Source organism: Streptomyces sp. NPDC093089 (assembly GCF_044754405.1).
Taxonomy (GTDB): domain Bacteria; phylum Actinomycetota; class Actinomycetes; order Streptomycetales; family Streptomycetaceae; genus Streptomyces.
The window spans coordinates 262,983-281,789 of the sequence record NZ_JBIVPA010000001.1 but is presented as its reverse complement, the minus strand read 5'-3'; the positions used below and the strand labels follow the sequence as shown (position 1 = coordinate 281,789).

General features: G+C 71.6%; 18 protein-coding genes, 2 tRNA genes and 1 pseudogene. 8 read left to right on the top strand and 13 right to left on the bottom strand.

Annotation, left to right across the window (positions count from 1 at the left end; genetic code table 11):
• Window positions 1–16 precede the first annotated feature (16 nt).
• Window positions 17–226: a hypothetical protein gene (locus ACIQFX_RS01335; protein ID WP_402457525.1), complete on the top strand. Its 210-nt coding sequence runs from the start codon at window positions 17–19 to the stop codon at window positions 224–226.
• Here ACIQFX_RS01335 and ACIQFX_RS01330 read toward each other — a convergent pair.
• From ACIQFX_RS01330 to ACIQFX_RS01305, 6 genes and pseudogenes are all read right to left on the bottom strand, one after another.
• Window positions 213–416: pseudogene (locus ACIQFX_RS01330) on the bottom strand (hypothetical protein); the annotation flags it as partial. The gene ACIQFX_RS01335 and the pseudogene ACIQFX_RS01330 sit on opposite strands and share 14 nt — an antisense overlap.
• A gap of 45 nt (window positions 417–461) precedes the next feature.
• Entirely contained in the window at window positions 462–1,973 is a 1,512-nt protein-coding gene (locus tag ACIQFX_RS01325) for a DEAD/DEAH box helicase (protein WP_402457522.1), read from the bottom strand.
• 253 nt (window positions 1,974–2,226) lie between these two features.
• On the bottom strand, window positions 2,227–2,430 hold the full coding sequence (locus ACIQFX_RS01320; RefSeq protein WP_402457518.1) for a cold-shock protein: 204 nt from the start codon (window positions 2,428–2,430) through the stop codon (window positions 2,227–2,229).
• 470 nt (window positions 2,431–2,900) lie between these two features.
• A tRNA-Gly gene (locus ACIQFX_RS01315) sits at window positions 2,901–2,992 on the bottom strand.
• 117 nt (window positions 2,993–3,109) lie between these two features.
• Complete coding sequence (locus ACIQFX_RS01310; RefSeq protein WP_402457515.1) at window positions 3,110–3,256, bottom strand: hypothetical protein; 147 nt, start codon at window positions 3,254–3,256, stop codon at window positions 3,110–3,112.
• An 11-nt stretch (window positions 3,257–3,267) separates the two neighbouring features.
• Window positions 3,268–4,677, bottom strand: a complete 1,410-nt coding sequence (locus tag ACIQFX_RS01305; RefSeq protein WP_402457513.1) for a PLP-dependent aminotransferase family protein — start codon at window positions 4,675–4,677, stop codon at window positions 3,268–3,270.
• Window positions 4,678–4,724: 47 nt separating this feature from the next.
• Here ACIQFX_RS01305 and ACIQFX_RS01300 point away from each other — a divergent pair, with 47 nt between their 5' ends.
• Both ACIQFX_RS01300 and ACIQFX_RS01295 read left to right on the top strand, forming a co-directional pair.
• Window positions 4,725–5,918 (top strand): MFS transporter, encoded by a 1,194-nt coding sequence (locus tag ACIQFX_RS01300; RefSeq protein ID WP_402457510.1) that lies wholly within the window; start codon window positions 4,725–4,727, stop codon window positions 5,916–5,918.
• A 9-nt stretch (window positions 5,919–5,927) separates the two neighbouring features.
• The gene (locus ACIQFX_RS01295) at window positions 5,928–6,326 is read left to right on the top strand and encodes a RidA family protein (protein ID WP_402457506.1); all 399 of its coding nucleotides are present in this window, start codon (window positions 5,928–5,930) and stop codon (window positions 6,324–6,326) included.
• A 346-nt stretch (window positions 6,327–6,672) separates the two neighbouring features.
• Here ACIQFX_RS01295 and ACIQFX_RS01290 read toward each other — a convergent pair whose 3' ends face one another.
• The 4 genes from ACIQFX_RS01290 to ACIQFX_RS01275 all read right to left on the bottom strand — a co-directional run bounded on the left by ACIQFX_RS01290 (window position 6,673) and on the right by ACIQFX_RS01275 (window position 9,616).
• On the bottom strand, window positions 6,673–6,852 hold the full coding sequence (locus ACIQFX_RS01290) for a hypothetical protein (RefSeq protein WP_402457503.1): 180 nt from the start codon (window positions 6,850–6,852) through the stop codon (window positions 6,673–6,675).
• A 73-nt stretch (window positions 6,853–6,925) separates the two neighbouring features.
• On the bottom strand, window positions 6,926–7,054 hold the full coding sequence (locus tag ACIQFX_RS01285; RefSeq protein WP_402457500.1) for a hypothetical protein: 129 nt from the start codon (window positions 7,052–7,054) through the stop codon (window positions 6,926–6,928).
• A 332-nt stretch (window positions 7,055–7,386) separates the two neighbouring features.
• Complete coding sequence (locus ACIQFX_RS01280; protein ID WP_402457498.1) at window positions 7,387–9,255, bottom strand: hypothetical protein; 1,869 nt, start codon at window positions 9,253–9,255, stop codon at window positions 7,387–7,389.
• Window positions 9,256–9,545: 290 nt separating this feature from the next.
• Window positions 9,546–9,616: transfer RNA gene (locus ACIQFX_RS01275), tRNA-Gly, on the bottom strand.
• Window positions 9,617–10,042: 426 nt separating this feature from the next.
• On the opposite strand from ACIQFX_RS01275, the gene dcd reads away from it, so the two are divergent.
• The gene (gene dcd, locus ACIQFX_RS01270) at window positions 10,043–10,618 is read left to right on the top strand and encodes a dCTP deaminase (protein ID WP_402457494.1); all 576 of its coding nucleotides are present in this window, start codon (window positions 10,043–10,045) and stop codon (window positions 10,616–10,618) included.
• Between the two features lie 13 nt (window positions 10,619–10,631).
• Window positions 10,632–11,129, top strand: coding sequence for a phosphoribosyltransferase (locus tag ACIQFX_RS01265; RefSeq protein WP_190155575.1), 498 nt, complete (start codon window positions 10,632–10,634; stop codon window positions 11,127–11,129).
• Window positions 11,130–11,179: 50 nt separating this feature from the next.
• Here ACIQFX_RS01265 and ACIQFX_RS01260 read toward each other — a convergent pair whose 3' ends face one another.
• Window positions 11,180–13,798, bottom strand: a complete 2,619-nt coding sequence (locus tag ACIQFX_RS01260; RefSeq protein WP_402457490.1) for a GH25 family lysozyme — start codon at window positions 13,796–13,798, stop codon at window positions 11,180–11,182.
• Window positions 13,795–14,343 carry a hypothetical protein gene (locus ACIQFX_RS01255; protein WP_402457487.1) on the bottom strand — a complete coding sequence of 183 codons (549 nt, stop codon included), beginning with the start codon at window positions 14,341–14,343 and terminating at the stop codon, window positions 13,795–13,797. Before ACIQFX_RS01255 ends, ACIQFX_RS01260 begins: the two co-directional genes overlap by 4 nt.
• A gap of 208 nt (window positions 14,344–14,551) precedes the next feature.
• Here ACIQFX_RS01255 and ACIQFX_RS01250 point away from each other — a divergent pair, with 208 nt between their 5' ends.
• The 3 genes from ACIQFX_RS01250 (at window position 14,552) to ACIQFX_RS01240 (ending at window position 17,795) form a co-directional block, all read left to right on the top strand.
• Window positions 14,552–15,676, top strand: coding sequence for a peptidoglycan DD-metalloendopeptidase family protein (locus tag ACIQFX_RS01250; RefSeq protein ID WP_402457484.1), 1,125 nt, complete (start codon window positions 14,552–14,554; stop codon window positions 15,674–15,676).
• Between the two features lie 140 nt (window positions 15,677–15,816).
• Window positions 15,817–17,064, top strand: coding sequence for a sensor histidine kinase (locus tag ACIQFX_RS01245; protein ID WP_402457481.1), 1,248 nt, complete (start codon window positions 15,817–15,819; stop codon window positions 17,062–17,064).
• On the top strand, window positions 17,061–17,795 hold the full coding sequence (locus ACIQFX_RS01240) for a LuxR C-terminal-related transcriptional regulator (protein ID WP_402457478.1): 735 nt from the start codon (window positions 17,061–17,063) through the stop codon (window positions 17,793–17,795). The genes ACIQFX_RS01245 and ACIQFX_RS01240 overlap by 4 nt, the downstream gene beginning before the upstream one ends.
• Window positions 17,796–17,881: 86 nt before the next feature.
• On the opposite strand, the gene ACIQFX_RS01235 is transcribed toward ACIQFX_RS01240, so the two are convergent.
• On the bottom strand, window positions 17,882–18,793 hold the full coding sequence (locus ACIQFX_RS01235; RefSeq protein WP_402457475.1) for a Yip1 family protein: 912 nt from the start codon (window positions 18,791–18,793) through the stop codon (window positions 17,882–17,884).
• Between the last annotated feature and the right edge of the window lie 14 nt (window positions 18,794–18,807).

Here is an 18,807-nt window from a genome sequence, read left to right as displayed (position 1 = left end):
GCCGGCGCCCGAGGCGGTGCGGAGGCAGCGGGGGCCAGAGGTCCTGGCGGACTCGGCCCGCTTGGGAGGGTTCTCCGCCGTCTTCACCGCCACGACGCGGGGGGACGGGCCGCCCGCCTGTCTGTACTTCCACAGGGCGCGGATCCTTCAGGGCGCGGTGGGGATCCCGGAGGCAGGCTGGATGTACCGCGTCTCGATCGTGGACGTCAGCGCTGGGCCCGGGTGACGAGGCCGATGCGCAGATCGTCGTCGCAGACGAGCAGGTGTCCGGTGCGGGCGCCGGCCATGACCGAGAGGGCCACCTCGACGGGCATGTCATCGCCGGCCTGCGGTCCGGCCGCGTCCATGGTGTCGGCCGCCGTCGGGTGCGCGGGAGCGGGGCGCGTCGGGCGGGGCTGCGTCTGGACCGGCGTCACGACGTGCCCCTGAGGAGACGGGTCGGCTTCCGGATCACGTGGCGCTCAGGCCGCCGCGTCGGCGGCGGAACGCCGTGCGCCGGCGCGCCTCGCTGCCGCGGCGGGACCGCGTCGACCTCGGGAGGTCGTGCTGCGCTTGCGCTGCTCGGTGGGCGGAGCGGTGATCGTCACGGGGATGCCGGACGGGGTCCGCGCGCCGGTGATCCGGGCGAGCGCCTCCTCGCCCGAGCGGACCTGGGTGGTCTGGGGCACGATGCCGGCGGTGGTCATGAGGCGGGTCATGTCGCGGCGCTGGTTGGCGGTGACCAGGGTGACGACGCTGCCGGACTCGCCGGCCCGGGCGGTACGGCCGCCGCGGTGGAGGTAGTCCTTGTGGTCGGTCGGCGGGTCGACGTTGACGACGAGGTCGAGGTGGTCGACGTGGATGCCGCGCGCGGCGACGTTCGTCGCGACGAGGACGGTGACGTGCCCGGTCTTGAACTGGGCGAGGGTGCGGGTGCGCTGCGGCTGTGACTTCCCGCCGTGGAGGGCGGCCGCCCGGACACCGCTGTCGAGGAGGTCCTGGGTGAGGCGGTCCACGGCGTGCTTGGTGTCCAGGAACATGATCACCCGACCCTCGCGCGCCGCGATCTCGGTCGTCAGCCGGTGCTTGTCGGCACCGTGCACATGGAGGACGTGGTGCTCCATCGTGCTGACGGCGCCCTGTGAGGGGTCCACGGAGTGGACGACGGGATCGGTGAGGTAGCGGCGGACCAGGAGGTCGACGTTGCGGTCCAGCGTCGCGGAGAACAGCATCCGCTGGCCCTCGGGGCGGACCTGGTCGAGCAGCGCGGTGACCTGCGGCATGAAGCCCATGTCGGCCATCTGGTCGGCCTCGTCCAGGACGGTGATCGAGACCCGGTCCAGTCGGCAGTCACCGCGGTCGATGAGGTCCTTGAGGCGGCCGGGGGTGGCCACGACGACTTCGACGCCCCCGCGCAGCGCGTTCGCCTGCCGGCGGATCGGCATGCCGCCGACGACGGTGGCCAGGCGCAGCTTCACGGCGCGGGCGTAGGGGGTGAGGGCGTCGGTGACCTGCTGGGCGAGTTCCCGGGTGGGGACGAGGACCAGGGCGAGCGGCTGACGGGGCTCGGCGGCCTGTCCGGCGGTGCGGGCCAGCAGGGCGAGACCGAAGGCGAGGGTCTTGCCGGAGCCGGTCCGACCGCGGCCTAGGACGTCGCGGCCCGCCAGGGAGTTCGGCAGCGTCGCGCCCTGGATCGGGAACGGGACGGACACGCCCTGTGCGGTGAGCGCGGCCAGAAGGCGCTGGTCCAGAGCCAGGTCGGCGAAGGCCTCGACGGCGGGCAGCGCCGGAGTGATCGTCTTCGGTGGTGCGAATTCTCCCTGCACCGCTCCAGGCCGACGGCTGTAGCCGCCGGAGCGGCTCGGAGCGCCCGAACGGCCCGACGCGGACGAAGCGAAGCGGCTGCTCCGGGGCGAACCTGCGGTGGAGCCGTACGCGTGACCGCCGTTGCGGCGGGTGCGGGAGGAACGGTTGTTCGTGCGTGTGGGGTTCATGCAGAACCTTCCTTGATACGGCGCGTATCGAGGAATTCCGGCAGCGGATGAACAGCGTTGGGAATCACAGGCACGGGCCGAATGAAATGCAAAAGCAAGCGGCTTTGACCGGGTCGAACGACTGTCGACGCGCAAGCGGGCGAGCGAAAGAAATGAGGGTGGCTCAGGTTCGAGTAAAAGGCCTGAGAAATGAGTGCAGCCGGGGCCCGCACCCCGAAGGATGCGGGCCCCGGCTACGTATGACGCGTCAGTGTCAGGCGGAGACGATGTTCTCGGCCGTCGGGCCCTTCTGGCCCTGCGCGATGTCGAAGGTGACCTTCTGGCCCTCCTGGAGCTCGCGGAAGCCCTGGGAGGCGATGTTCGAGTAGTGGGCGAACACGTCGGGGCCGCCACCGTCCTGCTCGATGAAGCCGAAACCCTTTTCCGCGTTGAACCACTTCACGGTGCCAGCAGTCATGTCATATCTCCTTGGGGCAGTACGACGGAATCCGTACCGTACGGACGCCGTGTCGCCGCGATGATGCCCTGCCCGGAAAATGACCGGAAATACAAAGCGCTTCCGTTCGGCGTGCGGCCGACGAGAGGCGCTTGAAGTTTTTGGGTACCAAAACTGCAACTGAGTTCGACAGTAGCACGTTGCCGCAGCCTGTGTGCGTCGAATATTTCTCCCTGTGCGTCGCCGGAAAAAACTCTCTCTGCGATGGTCGTTAAATTCTCAGGCCGCGAGCGCAGGTATTCACGTACTCCGGGCGCAGCGCCTCGGAAGCAACGCGGTCGACCGACTGCGGTGGCGGCGAGGGCATCGGAATCTGTGCCTGCGGGGCGAAGGCCGGGGCCCTCCCCGCAGCTCACGGTGGCGCTTGCTGGACCCCGAGAGGTCCGGACGACGACGAAACCCCAGGCCGCTGACCTGGGGCTTCGTAGAGGAGCGGATGACGGGAACCGAACCCGCGCCACAAGCCTGGGAAGCACCCGGTGCTTGGACCCTCACATGGTTTCTGACCTGCGAAAACATCCGCCGATGGTCCTGCTTGGGCAGTCTGGCCAAACCCCTTGTTGACCGCTGTTCACCGCCCCTGCTGGCACGTTGTGGCACGGTCCCCATGGACCGGCCGCGTGTCCTTCGTCGGCGGGCCTCAGGTCCAGCCGGGCGTCGGTGGGAGCGTCCATGTCGGCGGGGTCGGCAGCGGAAGGTTCGACAGCAGGCGCGCGTCCGGCCCGCGCCCGGCGAGCCAAGCGAGGACGGTGGGCTGGGCATGGTCGAGATCGGTGGTGTCGGTCACGGGCCGGTCCCCTACGACCCGTTGACGAGCAGATCGCCGATGGCCGCGATGCCCTCCCTGATGTCCCGTTCACCGACATTTCCGAAGCCGAGGACGAGTTGTGCGGGCGTGGCGGAGCCCGAGGCACGGCAGGCGCTCATGCCGTAGAGGCCGATGGACCGCTCGCGGGCGGCGGTGACGATGTGGTGTTCGTCTGCTCCGGCGGGCAGGTGGGCGACGGCGTGGAAGCCTGCGGCGAGGCCGGTGACCGGCAGTGCGGGGGCGTGTTCGGCGAGTGCGGCGAGCAGGGCGGCACGGCGTGCTGCATAGGTGGCGCGCACGCGGCGCAGGTGGCGGTCGAAGCGTCCGGACTCGATCAATCCGGCTAGGGCGAGCTGGTCGAGCGTGGGCGTGCCGCGGTCGCTCCGGTGTTTCTGGCCGGTGAGCGGTTCGGCCAGATCGGGCGGGCAGATCATCCAGCCGATCCGCAGGGCTGGGGCGAGGGACTTGCTGACGGTGCCGAGGGAGATGACACGGTCGGGTGCCAGGCCCTGGAGCGAGCCGACGGGTTCGCGGTCGTATCGGAACTCGGCGTCGTAGTCGTCCTCGATGAGGATCGCGTCGCGGTCTCCTGCCCACTCGATCAGCGCCAGTCGGCGCTCCGGGGCGAGGGCGACTCCGGTCGGCCACTGGTGGGCGGGGGTGACGACGACGGCGCGGGCGCCTGTCGCGGCCAGCGCGCGCACGTCGATGCCGTGCTCGTCGACCGGCACGGGAACCGCGCGCAGCCCCGCTGCCGTGGCGGCCGTGCGGATGGTGGCGGGCGATCCGGGGTCCTCGAACGCCACGGTCCGCACGCCGCCGTGCGCGAGGACGCGGAGCGTGAGGCCGAGGCCCTGGGCGTAGCCGTTGCAGACGACGATGTGCTCCGGGTCGGGCGCGGCGGCGCGGACCCGGCGCAGGTAGCCGGCCAGGACTTCGCGCAGGACGGCGCTGCCGCGCGGGTCGCCGTAGTCGAAGTCCGTCGTCGGCATGGAGCGGGTCGCCTCGCGGGTGGCCCAGAGCCAGTCCTGGACGGGGAAGGAGCCCAAGTCCGGTACGCCCCAGCGGAAGTCGGCCACCAGGCGTGGGGCCGCGGTGTGCGTCCGCGCGGCGCCGGGCGACGGCGCGGCGCCTGCCGCGACCCGGGTGGCGGAGCCGGGGCGGGTCACCAGGTAGCCCTCGGCCTGGAGTTGGGCGTAGCACTCCTGCACCAGACCCCGGGAGAGGCCGAGCGTGCGGGCGAGTTCGCGGGAGGACGGCAGCCGTTCGCCGACCGCCAGGCGGCGGGTGCGGATCGCGTCCCGCAGGCCGTGTTCCAGTTGCGTGCGCAGCGGCCGGCTGCTGGTCCGGTCGACGGCCAACAGTAGTTCGGGTGGGGAACTGGACCACTCCAGCGGCATGGAACTGGAGCTTACCGGCGATCCGGTCGGGCGCTTAGCGTCCTGCCGTGACCGAAACCCACGACTCGGCTTCTCCGGTGTTCGCGCCGCGCCCGCCGCTGCTGAGCAGGCCGTTGCTGCTGCGCTTCGTGTCGATCGTGGGCGCCTCGACCAGCTTCTACCTGCTGCTGTCGGTCGTACCCGGCTACGCCACGGCCGGCGGCGGGGGCGGCGGGACGGCCGGGCTGGCCACCGGCGCGCTGATGCTGGCGACGGTGGTGGGCGAGCTCGCGACGCCCGTCATCATCAACCGTTACGGCTATCGCGTTGTGCTGGCCGTCGGCTTGGGCCTGCTGGGCGCGCCGGCGCTCGCGCTGACCTGCTCCCGGCAGCTGTGGTGGATCGTTGTGGTCTGCCTGCTGCGCGGGCTGGGCTTCGCGTTCACCGTGGTCGCGGGCGGCGCGCTGACGGCGTCGCTCATCCCGGTCGAACGGCGCGGTGAAGGGCTGGCGTTGGTCGGCGTCGTCGGCGGGGTGCCCTCCCTGGTGGCGCTGCCGCTGGGTGTGTGGCTGGCCGCGCACGCGGGCTATGGAGCGGTCTTCACGGCGGGGGCTGTGGCCGCGCTCGCCGCGCTCGTCTCGGTGCCCGGCCTGCCCGACCGGATCCGCGCGTCGGGGCGGCCGGTCGGCGTCGCGGAAGGGCTGCGTACCGTCGAACTGCGGCGCCCGGCAGTGGTCGTCGCCGTCACTGCTGTCGCTGCCGGGGTCGTCGTCACCTTCCTGCCGCTCGCCGCCCCCGCCTCGGCCACCGGCCTGGTCGCCGTGGCGCTGTTCGTCCAGCCCGCGACGGCCACGGTGGCGCGATGGCTGGCCGGGTGGTACGGGGACCGGCGCGGCCCCGGCGGTCTGGTGATGCCCGGGCTGCTGCTGTCGGCCGCCGGCACGCTGATGATGGCGCTCACCAACAGCCCGGTGACCTTGGTCTGCGCGGTCGGCGTGTTCGGGATCGGCTTCGGCATCACCCAGAACGCCACGTTGACGCTGATGTACGCCCGCGTTCCCGCAGCCGGCTTCGGCACTGTCAGCGCGCTGTGGAACCTCGCCTACGACGCCGGCATGGGCGTCGGCGCCGTCGCCTTCGGCTGGCTCGTGGCGGGCACCGGCTACCCCTGGGCCTTCGCCCTGACCGGAACGGCGATGCTGACCGCCCTCGCCCCGGCCTGGCGCGACCGGCACGCACGGACCACGACAACGAACCTCTGAGGAGAGCACATGCAGCACTTCGTCCGTCCCCAAGGCAGCCCGCCCGTCAACGGATACAGCCACGCGGTGGCGTTCAGCGGACCGATGGTCGCCGTCTCAGGCCAGGTCCCCATGGATGCCGAGGGCAGAACCGTCGGCGAATCGGATGCCGCCGCCCAGATCGAGCAGGTCTTCACGAACCTGTCCATCGCCCTTCAGGCGGCCGGAGCTCAGCTTCACGACGTGGCCAGGTTGACCGTCTACCTGACCGATCTGGCCGACCTGGACGCCTTCCGCCGCATCCGGGACAAGCACCTGGACCCGGCCCGGCCACCGGCGTGCTCCCTGGTACGGGTCGCCGGGCTCGTTCACCCGTCCTTCCGCGTCGAGATCGACGCCCTCGCGAGGGTCGACTCGGCCACGGCCTGAGTGAACGGTCACGAGATATCGGCATCTCCGGGGGCGACGCTGTGCGCAGGCGATGACTTACCAGGGGGTGGGTCCGGCACGCCGGCCGGACCGGCAGTTTGGCACGCGGCCCCGAGAGGCTGGACAACGACGAAGCCCCAGGTCGCTGACCTGGGGCTTCGTAGAAGAGCGGATGACGGGAATCGAACCCGCGCTATAAGCTTGGGAATCACCCGGCACTTGGGTGCGTGCATACTGTCTGACCTGCGAGAACAGTCATCGGCGATCTCGCTTCGGTCGACTTGGCGAAACCTCTGGTCACCGCTGCTTACCGCCCCTACTGGCACGTTGTGGCACGGGCTTCCGTTCAGGGGCCGGTGGAGGCGTCGCGCTTCTCCGGTGGGTTACGCCGGGCCTTCCAACGTCGGCGGGCCCAGTCGCCGGTTTCGCCGATGGCTGTGAAGAGGGCGGCGGTCGCGGCGCTCGCCGCGAGGCCGACCGGGTGGCCCGTCGCGTGTCCCAGGAGCCAGAGGGCCAGGGTGAGCACGGCCCACCCAGCGGTGAGCGATACGGCCTCACGTCGCGCGCGGCTGGTCCGAGGTGCTACTGCGGGCATGGGGTCAGGAGCCCCCGCGCTGGGCCACGGCAGGGCGGCGCAGCCGCCCGGGGACTCGGTTCGTGGCCATGGCCAGGCCCGCCGGCAGCACCGTGAGGGAGAAGAGGACGAGGCCGATCCACTGCCACGTCATGGGGGCTGACTCCTGGGGTGCAGGCATAGCGCGGCCGTGTAGGGAGCTGTGCCGAGGTTTGATGACGCCGTACAGCGGACGCCGGTGTGAGGGCGACCCTACCGAGGCCGCGGACGAGCAAGGCGGTCTTGTCCTCTCGTTCGCCGACGCGCGGCACTCATGCCGGCTGCGGCTTCGGATGGTCGCCTGGCTCGTTCTGCTGCCCGCGGTCTGGTGGTTCGTGCGCCGACGTGAGCTTCGGGGCGGGAGTCGACATGCCGCTCCGGCACTCCAGGACCGGTGAGCGGCAACTGACAGGCGGTCGCATCCCCCGGAACGCCGAAGCGGCCCGGTCACAGGAGGAGCAGCACCGCCACACCCCACAGCGCCGACAGTGCCACGAGTGGCGGTCCGACCGGCATGCCCTGCCGTCCCACCGGTGCCTCTTCCAGCGGCCGTACTTCCGGGTGGAGCAGCAGAGCCCGCAGCTCCTCGGCGGTGCGCACCGCATGCGGCTCGCGGCCCAGGCTGCGCTCCAGCCATGCCCAGCCGGTGGGGGACAGCTCTACGGAAGAGTCCTTGGCCCGGCCGACCCGGATGCCGTCGTCGGAGTGGTGCACGGACGTGATCACGCTCCACGGGACCCGCCTTACGCGCCACGCCCCGGTCACCCACAGCCCGTCACGGTCGGCGGTGATCCGCCAGGTGAGCGCCGTCGCCACGGCCGTCACCAGCCAGGGCAGACCCACGGCGAGCCACAGCCAGTGCCACGACGGTCCGTCCTCGAGCGCGGCCCAGATGCCGCCGCCCTGCACCAGCAGCAGGCCGAGACCCACGGCGCGCGAGAGGCCGTGAGCCGTCCACGTGCGCGGGCCCGCCGAGGGCGTCATGCCGGCGGCGATCTCGTCGCAGGGCCGCTGCGGGTTCTCCCGCTCACGGCGCCGCTGCCCGCGCTCCATCAAGCCCGGGCCGGCCGGCTTCACCGCGGTGACACTGCACTGCACCGACACCTCGACGTCGTCTTCGTCGTCGAACGCGACGAAGGCGACTTCGGCGCCGGCGTAGGGGACGCCGTACAGAACGGCCTCCCGCAGCGGCGGGGGAGGATCCTCGCCCTTGAGGATCTCCGTGATCTTGTCGAGTTCAACGACGGCTGCGTCGCCGCCGTCCTCGTCGTCGTCTTCTTCTTCCTCGAAGGCGTACAGCGAATGGAAGTGCAGGATCGGCCGAAGGCCCTCCGGGTCGTCGGCCGCGAACACCCAGGTGCGGCCGTCGTCGTGACCCTCGCGCACCAGCACGTGCAGCACCGGCAGCGGTTCGCGCCGCAGCCGCTGCGAACGCGTCCGTCCGTCCACGCCGTTGGCGAGGAACGCCAGCCCTGCGACGGAGCCGGCCACCGCCATCAGCTCCCAGCCGATGGCGTCGTACGGCTCCGCGACCAGCGCCGCCCAGTCGCCGTCCACGACGATGTCGACCCGGCTGCCCACGGGGAAGTCCTCGGGGTAGGCCGTCTCGAAGTGATGGGTACGCCCGTCGGCCTCCACTGTGACGATGTCGATGTCGTCGTCGTCCTGCTCCAGGGCCGTGACCCGTGCGGACAGGTGCGTGGCTCCCGCGGCCCGCTCCTCGTACGCGTCGACGACCTGCTGCACCTGCCAGCAGCCGAACCCGGCGACGCCCAGCAGCAGGGCGGCCAGGACGAAGGAGAGCCGGCCCCGGCGGAACGTCCGCGCGGCGGCGGGCAGCGGTTGTGCGACCGGCCCGGCCGCCTCCAGGGCCCGCGCCCGCTGCCGTCCGGCGGCGGCGAGTCGATGGATGAGCCCGGCGGTGGTGAACGCGGCGGCCATCAGGAACGCGAGCGCGGACGGTTCGCCGAGCGCCGACGTGAAGCCGCCCTCCACGGCGAACCCCGTCAGTGTGGCCGCAAGCCCCGCGAGCGCGAGCCGCGGCTGCCGCCACACCCAATACAGGGTCAGCAGCAACACGACGGCTATCCCGAGGCCGAGCCAGTCGGTGCCGCACGGGGCGGCGGACGTGCAGGGGGCGACGGGAGCCTCCGCGATGTCCCACACCAGCGAGGCGACCAGCGCCGGCAGCGTCCACAGAGGGTGCGCCCACCGGGCCGGCGCGGCAGCGAGCCAACGCTCGGCGTTCAGATTCCGCCACTCGGCGGTGCCGGGCGGTATGTGTTCGGCGGGCAACGGCACGGGAGGTCTGCTCACCCGCGCATTATGACCACGCGCGATGTACCGGACGGCCGGCGGGACGGCAGAAGGCCGGACACGAGCCGTGGTGTCCGGCCTCCTGCCGCTTTCTCAGTCAGCCGATGGCTTGAGACGTGGGGTAGCACACCGCGCTCCACCGGTCGGGGACATCCGGCGGCGACCAGCCATAGACGGCGCTCGGCTTTTCGCGGCTAAACGAAACGGACCCTGCGCCTGCATGGCACGCGAGCCCGGTGAGGTCTGGACAACAACAAGCCCCAGGTCGCCGACCTGGGGCTTCGTGGAAGAGCGGATGACGGGAATCGAACCCGCGCTATAAGCTTGGGAAGCTCATGTTCTACCATTAAACTACATCCGCGCAGCTGCCTGATTGATCAAGGCCGCATCGTTGCACACTCTACCCCATGGGTCACCGAGCGCGAAGCTCGGACATCGGTGTGTGCGGAGTGCCGCGTGGAGGGTGTCCTGTTGATCCCCTAATGTGGCTGTCTCGTCCACCGCATGGGTAGGGGAAGGGACTTGATGGGTTCCATGGAGCGCACTGTCGTCCGCTGTGCCGAGGGGCACGTGTTCAGTACCGCGTCGTTTCCGCTTCAGCAGCTCGGGGCGGCGCGGATCGGGCCCGGGCGGCTGATCCGCTGTCCTCGGTGTGCGCGGTTGCGGCATGCGGTGCCGGTGGAGACCGGGCGGCGCTGAGGCGGGACACCCTCTAGGGGATCCTAGGGGCGGGGCGCGGGCGGCTGCCGATTGGGGCAGGTCCGCGCCCTCTGCGTATCGTGGGGGCGTGCTTCTCTCAGACAAGGACATCCGGGCCGAGATCGATGCCGGACGGGTGCGCATCGACCCGTACGACGAATCCATGGTGCAGCCCTCGAGCATCGACGTGAGGCTTGACCGCTTCTTCCGGGTGTTCGAGAACCACCGCTACCCGCACATCGACCCCGCCGTCGAGCAGCTGGACCTGACGCGCGAGGTCGAGCCGGAGGGCGACGAGGCGTTCATCCTGCACCCGGGCGAGTTCGTGCTTGCGTCGACCTACGAGGTCATCACCCTCCCGGACGACATCGCGTCGCGCCTGGAGGGGAAGAGTTCCCTGGGGCGGCTGGGGCTCGTCACCCACTCGACCGCCGGGTTCATCGACCCGGGGTTCTCGGGGCACGTGACCCTGGAGCTGTCGAACCTGGCCACCCTGCCGATCAAGCTCTGGCCGGGGATGAAGATCGGGCAGCTGTGCATGTTCCGGCTGAGCTCGCCCGCCGAGTTCCCGTACGGGAGCGAGCGGTACGGCTCGCGGTACCAGGGACAGCGGGGGCCGACGGCCTCCCGTTCGTTCGTGAACTTCCATCGGACCCAGGTGTGAGGCGGTCGCAGGCATGAGTGAGGTACGCGAGAACCTGACGTACGAGGGCTTCGGGACCGCGGTCCGCGAGCTGGCGCAGACCATCGCCGACGACGGCTACGAGCCCGACGTCGTCCTCTCCATCGCCCGCGGCGGTGTCTTCGTCGCCGGCGGTCTCGCCTACGCGCTGGACTGCAAGAACATCCACCTCGTGAACGTGGAGTTCTACACCGGCGTGGGCACCACCCTGGAGATGCCGGTCATGCTGGCGCCCGTGCCGGACGCGATCGACTTCTCCGACAAGAAGGTCCTGATCACCGACGACGTCGCCGACACCGGCAAGACGCTCAAGCTGGTCCACGACTTCTGCGTCGACCACGTCGCCGAGGTCCGTTCCGCGGTCATCTACGAGAAGTCGCACTCCCTGGTGAAGTGCGAGTACGTGTGGAAGAAGACCGACGAGTGGATCAACTTCCCCTGGTCGGTCGAGCCGCCCGTCGTGAAGAGGGAGGGGCAGGTTCTCGACGCCTGAGAGTCACAGGCGAAGAGGACCCACCCCCCTACCTGGTCACCTGAGTCGGCTCAGGTGACCAGGGTGTTCAGTGCCGCGTACGTGTTCGTGCTCGGCACCCCGTCCAGCGGGCCCGTGTAGCCGCCCGTCTGGGCCAGGCGCTGGACCGCCACGTACGTCCCCTGGCCGGGGATCCCGTCGATCAGGCCCGAGTAGCTCCAGCCGCGCAGGCACGCCTGGATGCTGGCCCAGCTGTACGAGCCGAGGACGCCGTCCACCGGGCCCGTGTAGCCGCCGAAGGCCGCCATCCGCTGCATCGCCGCGTACGTGTTCGTCGCCGGGAGCCCGTCGATCGGACCCCCGTAGCCGAAGCGGCGCATCACGGTCTGGACGCCCTTCCACGAGTTCACGCCCATGACGCCGTCGATCACGCCCGCATAGCCGCCGGCCGTCGCCAGGGTCTGGAGCCCCTTGTACGTGCTCGTGCCGGGCGCCCCGTCGAGCGGGCCGGTGTAGCCGTAGCCCCGGACGACCGTCTGGACGCCCTTCCAGCCGTTCACGCCCATGACGCCGTCGAGCGGGCCCTCGTAGCCGCCGCCCTTGGCGATCTTCTGCAGGATCGTTCCGTTCGCCACCGAGACCGGGCCCGGGCCGCTGCCCGTCACGCTCAGGTACGTCCGGAGGCCCGCGAAGGTGTTCGTGCCGGGCACGCCGTCGATCGGACCCGTGTAGCCGTAGTCGGCGGCGAGGCGCTGGATGCCCTTGTACGTCTCCGGGCCCGGGACCCCGTCGGCCGGGCCGCTGTAGTAGCCCTGCGCGAGGACCGTCTGGACGCCCTTCCAGCTGTTCACACCCATGGCGCCGTCCACCGGGCCCGTGTAGCCGCCGCGCTGCGCCACCTGCTGGAGCGTCATGGCGTCCGCCGTCGAGATCGTCACGCTCGCGGTCCCGCCCGCCTGCGCGAGGTAGTTCCGCAGCCCGGCGTACGTGTTCGGGCCCATGATCCCGTCGACGGGGCCCGTGTAGCCGCCGCGCTGGGCGAGCTGCTGGAGGCCCTTGTACGTGTTCGTGCCCGGGGCCCCGTCGACCGGACCGGTGTACAGCCCCAGCCGGGTGAGGAAGGTCTGGACGCCCTTCCAGCTGTTCGGCCCGAGGACCCCGTCGATCGGGCCCGTGTACCCGCCGAGCTGCGCGACCTTCTGGAGGGTCACGCCGTCGGCGAGCGGGATGGCCGGCGTTCCGCCGGGGACCGGGTTCGCGCCCGGGGGCGGCAGGACCGCCGTCCCGAAGGCGTCCGGCTTCGCCTGGTTCATGTCGACGGCGACGCCCTTGACGGACCCTTCGTCACTGAACTGGTGGATCGCCCAGCTCGGATACGCCGTGCCGATCCGCGGGCTGCCCGCCGCGGCGCCGTAGTCCGCGATCCACAGCTTCGCTCCCGTCGCGATGGTCAGCGGCCAGGACTTCGACTGGAGCAGCGAGGAGTACGTGTAGAGGAACGGGGTCGTGCCGAGACGGGCCTTCACGATGTCGATGAACTGCGCCGTCTGCGCGTCCGTCCACACCGGGCTCTGGTCGACGCCCTCGACGTCGACCATCAGCGGCTCGCCGGGGCGGTAGTCCCGCAGATGGGCGAGGAAGTACTCGGCGTCGGTGGCCGCCGCTCCCCAGCCGGTCATCCAGTAGTGGCCGACCAAGAACCCGGCCGCCCGGGCCGCGTCGACCTGCTGGACGTAGTAGGGCGAGGTGTAGGGCTGGTGGGTGCCGTCGTTGGAGCCGCCCGACTTCACGACGCAGAAGCGGAATCCGGCGCTGCGCGCGGCCAGGAAGTCCAGGTTCGCCTGGCTGGTGCCGACGTCGATCCCGTACACCGGGTCCGTCGGCGACGGCGTGGGCGCGGGACCCGGCGCCGGCGGGGTGGTGGTCTGCGGGTGTGCGGCGAGCCAGCGCGAGACGCCGAGGATCGTGTTCGGGCCGAGGGCGCCGTCGATCGGCCCGCTGTAGCCGCCGTCCCTGGCGAGTTCCTGCACGGCCTTGTACGTGTTCGTGCCGGGCAGGCCGTCGATCGGGCCCGAGTAGCCGTAGCCGCGGACGGCGGTCTGGACGCCCTTCCAGCCGTTGACGCCGATCGCGCCGTCGACGACGCCCGTGTAGCCGCCGCGCTGCGCGAGCGTCTGCAGGACCTTCTGGTCGGCCGTGGTCAGGGTGTACGAGCCGCTGCCGCCACCGGGGCCCGGGGTGCCGAGGTCGGCCATCCGCGCACCGACGTTGTCCAGCGTCCAGCCCAGGTAGTCGAGGCCGGTGAGCGAGTTGTACCGGGCGACGGACTGGGTGCCGATGCGGTAGCCGCCGGGGGCGAAGTCCTCACCGCCCGACAGGGCGCTCGACGCCATCAGGCAGCGGGTGCCGCCGCCGTCGAGGTCGAGGGCCACGTGGCCGGGCCTGAGCCGCCCCGGGTTCGCCCACCAGTGGAAGGCCCCGCGCGGGGCCGCCGACCAGTCGTCGTGCCCCTCGCCGGACGCCACCCACGCGTCGTACGCCGTCCCGCGCGAGTCGCTCAGGTCACAGGCCCGGAACATCAGGGACTGGCACATCTCGGCCCAGTTGTAGCCGTTGTCGAATCCGGAGGGACCGCCGTCGGTCGTGTGCTGGCGGGCCCACTGCTCCGCCCCGGCGACCGTTCTCGTCAACGCGTGCTCCTCGGGTCGGAAACGGACAGGCGGGAGGTGGCGAGGAGGGTCTCGGTGCCCACCAGCTGGGCGCGCAGTCCGAGGCCCGCCGCGCCGGTCGGCACGGCTCCGTGCCGCAGCAGGGAGTCGAGGGTGACCCGGCCTCGTGCGTCCGTGTCCAGGTCCATGTACCCGTACCGCTCGGGGGACTTGCCTCCCTTGGGTGCCGTGGCCGCCTCGAACCAGAGGCTCGGGCGGACCGTGTGGAACGCGCTCAGGGAGAAGCGGACGCGCCGGCCGGGCAGCGGCCCGCCGTCCGGTCCGGTGAGCGTGAACACCACTCCGGACGCGACTCCCGATCCCGGGACCACCGTCCAGTCGTAGCCGGGTGACGAGAACGTCCCCCGGGGATCCGCCGGCAAGGCCCTGTCCGGGCCGCCCGCCGCCGTCGCCGTACCGGCCGCGCCGCCGACCCCCATGACCAGTGCCGGCAGCAGCGCGCCGGCCGTCCGCAGGAGGGACCGCCGGGACGGCCCCCGCCCTTCGCCGTCAACCCACTCGGGCACCTGACCTCCTGGAATCCACCGGACCATCGGAAGGGCAAGATCACCCGGCGGGTCCCGCGCCGACAACCCAACGAATCCGCGGAACCTGAGGATCGACTCCGCGGATTCGTTGGGTTGTCGGTCCCCGGGCGCCCCGATGGGATGAGCGGGCTCGCGATCTTCCTCCCGAGCACATCGATTCACGACCGGACGACCTCAGGGAGAAGCGTTGACCGAGAACGAGGCACGGCCGCACCGCTGCGGCGGCGACCATGACGTCCCCCAGGCCCCGGCGGGCGTCAGCCGCCGCACGCTGCTGCGCGGCGCGGTGGTGGGAGGCGGCGCGCTGACCGTCGGCGGGCTCGTGCTGCCCACGAGCGCGTACGCCGTCCCCGCGCTCTACAACCCCTTCCAGGCGTATGCCGTCACCGGCCCGTGGGACCCGCCGAACCACAACGGCATCGACTACGGCATGGCCGTCGGGACCGCGCTGCCCGCCTGCGGCGCCGGAACGATCCAGAACATCTACGACAACGGCACCGGCGGCCACACCGTCACCATCTACCACGCCGAGGGCTACCGCAGTCAGTACATGCACCTGTCGCAGTTCCGGCTGTCCAACGGCGCCTCCGTGGCCGCCGGGACGGTCGTCGGGTACTCCGGCGGAGCTGCGGGCGCCCCCGGCGCGGGCAACTCGACCGGCCCGCACCTGCACTGGCACATCTACAACCCCAGCGGCTCCCGGATCAATCCGCTCTCCGTCGTCGGCGGTGGCGGGGGTACGCCCCCCGCCCAGGGCGAGGGGCTGACGCTCCAGAAGATCGCCGGCGCCGGCGGCTACACGGGCGCTCTGGACGGCGTGCCGGGGACGTACACCTGGATGGGCGTGCAGTACGTCGTCAAGGGCTATGCCTACACCGGCCCCATCGACGGCATCCCCGGCACGAACACGTACAAGGGGCTCCAGCGCCTGGCCCAGCGGGGCGGATACGGCGGCATCGTCGACGGCGTGATGGGCGTCAACTCGTGGAAGGGCGTGCAGAACGTCTGCAAGCGCTTCGGCTACGACGGTCCGGTCGACGGCGCCCCGGGCACGAACACGTATGCGGCGATGCAGCGGATGGCCAAGCTCGGCGGCTACACGGGACCGGCCGACGGCGCGCTCGGCGTCAACTCGTGGATGGGCCTGCAGAGGCTGTTCACCGGCCACGGGTACACCGGCCCCATCGACGGAGCGCCCGGCACGAACACGTACAAGGGGCTCCAGAACATGGCCAAGCTGGGTGGCTACAGCGGCCCGGTCGACGGGCTCCCGGGGGACTACACCTGGGCGGCGCTGGCCAAGCTCGTCTGACGTCCCCGACTCTTCGGACTTCTCCGACTCTTCGCGCTCCGTCAAGGGCAGGGCCTCTTCCGAGGCCCTGCCCATCGGCATGCCGCTCAACTATCTTCATCGTTGCGGATCAGCGGGCCGATCCGGAGCCGAGGAGGACGATGAGAAGTCTGAGCGGGCTGTGGCGGGTCGCGGAGCTGCCCACGACCAGGGCCGGCGTCGAGCGGGCCTTCTCGTACTTCACCGCGGGGGTCCGGCTCGGGACCGTCGCGCAGATGGTGCCCGCGGTGCAGCTCGGGGCGGCGCGGGCGCCGCACGAGGCCGGCTACCTCGTGTGCTGGGGCGCCGCCGCCCTCGCGGCGGTCGCGGTGAGCGTCGTGACGCTCGTACGCCGCCGGCCGCCGGGCACGGTCGTGTCCGTGCTCGACTTCGGTCTTGCCTGCGCCCTGCTCGTCCTGGGCCCCCTGGTGCTCGCGCCCTGGGACCGCTTCGGCACGTGGACCGCTTTCCAGCCGGGGTACGCGCTGTCCGTCATCATCACCGCCGGCGGGGTGCGCGGCCTCGGCGTCTGGGCGGGCAGCCTGCTCGCCGTCTCCGTCTGCTACGTGGTCTACCTCGGCGGCGACGTCGGGAGCGAGATGACCTCGACCGCCGTCGGCAACGTCCTGACCTATGTCGTGTACGCGCTGGTCGCCCGCATGTTCTTCGGGTACACCCGCCGCATCGCGCGCGATGCCGACGCCTCACGCGCGCGTGCCGCCGAACTCGCGCGGCGCGAGGAGGAGCGGCGGGCGCAGGTGATGATGCACAACGGGGTCGCCGTCATGCGCCTGCTGACCGAGCAGGGCGACGACGTCTCGCGGGCCCGGCTCGTCGACCAGGCCGAGGTGGAGCTGCGGCGGATGCGCTCCTATCTGAGGGGCACGGAACGGTGCGCCTCCGACGGTGAGGGACCCTCGGCGGGGCTCGTCCCGACGGTCGGGCGGGTGTGCGAGCGGTTCGCCGACCTGAACGTCGTCGCCTCGCTCGATCTCGGCACCGGCCTGCGGATCCCCGCCGCGCAGGCGGAGGCGCTGGAGCGCGCCCTCGGGAGCGTGCTGCTGAACGTCCGCGTGCACGCCCGCGCGCACGAGGTCGTCGTCCACCTCGACGCGACGGAGCCGGAAGGAGCCTGGACGCTGACCGTGCACGACGACGGCGTCGGCTTCGACCCGGCGTCGGTGACCGCCGGGCTCGGGCTGCGCGAGGTGGTCGTCGGAGAGCTGCGCCGACGGGGCCTCGGCGTCGGGATCGTGTCCGCCGTGGGCGAGGGGACGACCGTGACGGTCCGCTCGCGCCCGGGACCGGAGGCGGGTCCGCCGGGGCCGGCGCAGCCGACCGTACGGGCCGCCTTCGCGGACGCGCCGTGAGGCCCGCGGTGGCGGTCGTCGACGACGCCTCGCTGATCCGTGAGGCGATCGGCCCGCTCATGCCCGGCCTCGACGTGGTCGCGGCGGTCGCGACGGTGGAGGAGCTGGTGCGGCGCCGCCCGGCGGTGGACGTCGTCGTGCTCGACCTGCACCTGGCCAACCTGGAACAGCAGCCCGACGTGCGCCAGGGCATCGCCGCGATCCGTACGCTGACCCGCTGCGGCTACCGCGTCTGCGTCTACAGCCAGGAGGAACGCCGGTTCGTCCTGGCGGCGTGCGTCGCGGCCGGTGCGAGCGGCATCGTCTCCAAGGCCCTGCCGCGCGCCCGGGCCGAAGAGCTCTTCCTGGAGGTCGCCGCCGGCGGCACCGTCGTACCGCAACAGGTCGTCGGCATCCTCGAAGTGCTCGTCCGGCGCGACTGCATCACCCTGCTGAGCGAGCGCCAGCGCCAGATCCTGCACGGCCGTGCCCGAGGCCTGAGCTACGCGCAGGTCGCGCGGGAGCTGTTCGTGAGCGAGTCGACGCTGCGCGGCTACTGGTACGACCTCACCAGATCGCTCTCGGACTCCCTGCGCGGACTCACCCCCGGCGAGATCGAGCACGCCCTCGGGCTCGCGCCGGGCGACCTGCTGGAGTTCTGGGCCGACGGGACGACGGACAGGGCGGAGGCGGCGGAGCAGGCCGACCCGGCGACCCGCAAGGACTGGTGGCGCATCGGCCGCAGCCGCTGACCGGACGCGGACGAAGGGAAGCCCCCCACCGTCGTGCGGTGGGGGGCTTCCCTCTGTCCGTCAGTCCGTCTGTCTGCGTACGCGCTCTACAGCATGCCCAGCTTGGTCAGGCTCAGCAGCGCCACCAGCTGGATCGCCGACGCGCCCAGGGCCTTCGGCCACGGCAGGTCGTGCGAGCGGCTCACCATCAGGGTGAGCAGCGCGCCGAGCGCGAGCCAGGTCAGCCAGCCGACGACCTGGACGAAGCCGTTCTCGCCGCCCAGGAAGAGCGCGAAGACGAGCCGGGGCGCGTCCGTGATCGACATGATCAGCATCGACAGGCCCACGGTCGGCTGCCAGGAGCCGTCGCCGCCGAGCTGGCGGGCGAGCGTGTGCGTGACCGTGCCGAGGATCAGTCCGCCGAGGACGAAGCCGAGGGCCGTCATCAGGACGTACGGGATCGCCGTCGACAGGGTCGCGTTGATCGCCTCGTCGCGGGCCTTGTCGAAGCCGAAGATCGCCAGCATGCCGTAGAGGAAGGTGACGATCAGGGCCGGGCCCCAGACGGCGTGGTCCCGCATCCGGAGGAAGGTGTCCGCCGGGCGCACCACGATGCCGCTCAGGAGGGCCTTCCAGGGGAGGCGGGGGCCGATCGGGACGGGGGCGGGCTGGTAGCCGCCGCCACCGTCGCGGTACGGGTCGTCGACGCTGAACATCTGCGTGTGGCCCGGGTTGTTCGCCGTGCCGGGGTGCGCCTGCGCCGGCTGCTGCTGGCCGTAGGGGTCGCCGAAGTACTCCGGCTCGCCGTAGGGCTGCTGCTGCCCCTGGGGGCCGCCGCGCCGACCGCCGTACTGGCCGCTCTGCTGACCGCCGTACTGGCCGCCGCCCTGCGGGGGCCACTGCTGCTGCGGGTACGACGGCGGAGCCGCGTTGTACCCGTAGGGCGCCTGCTGCGGTTGCTGCTGCTGTTGCTGCGGGGGGCGGTTGTCCCGGCCGCGTCCGTTCCTGAATCCAGCCACGCCTTGAACGTACC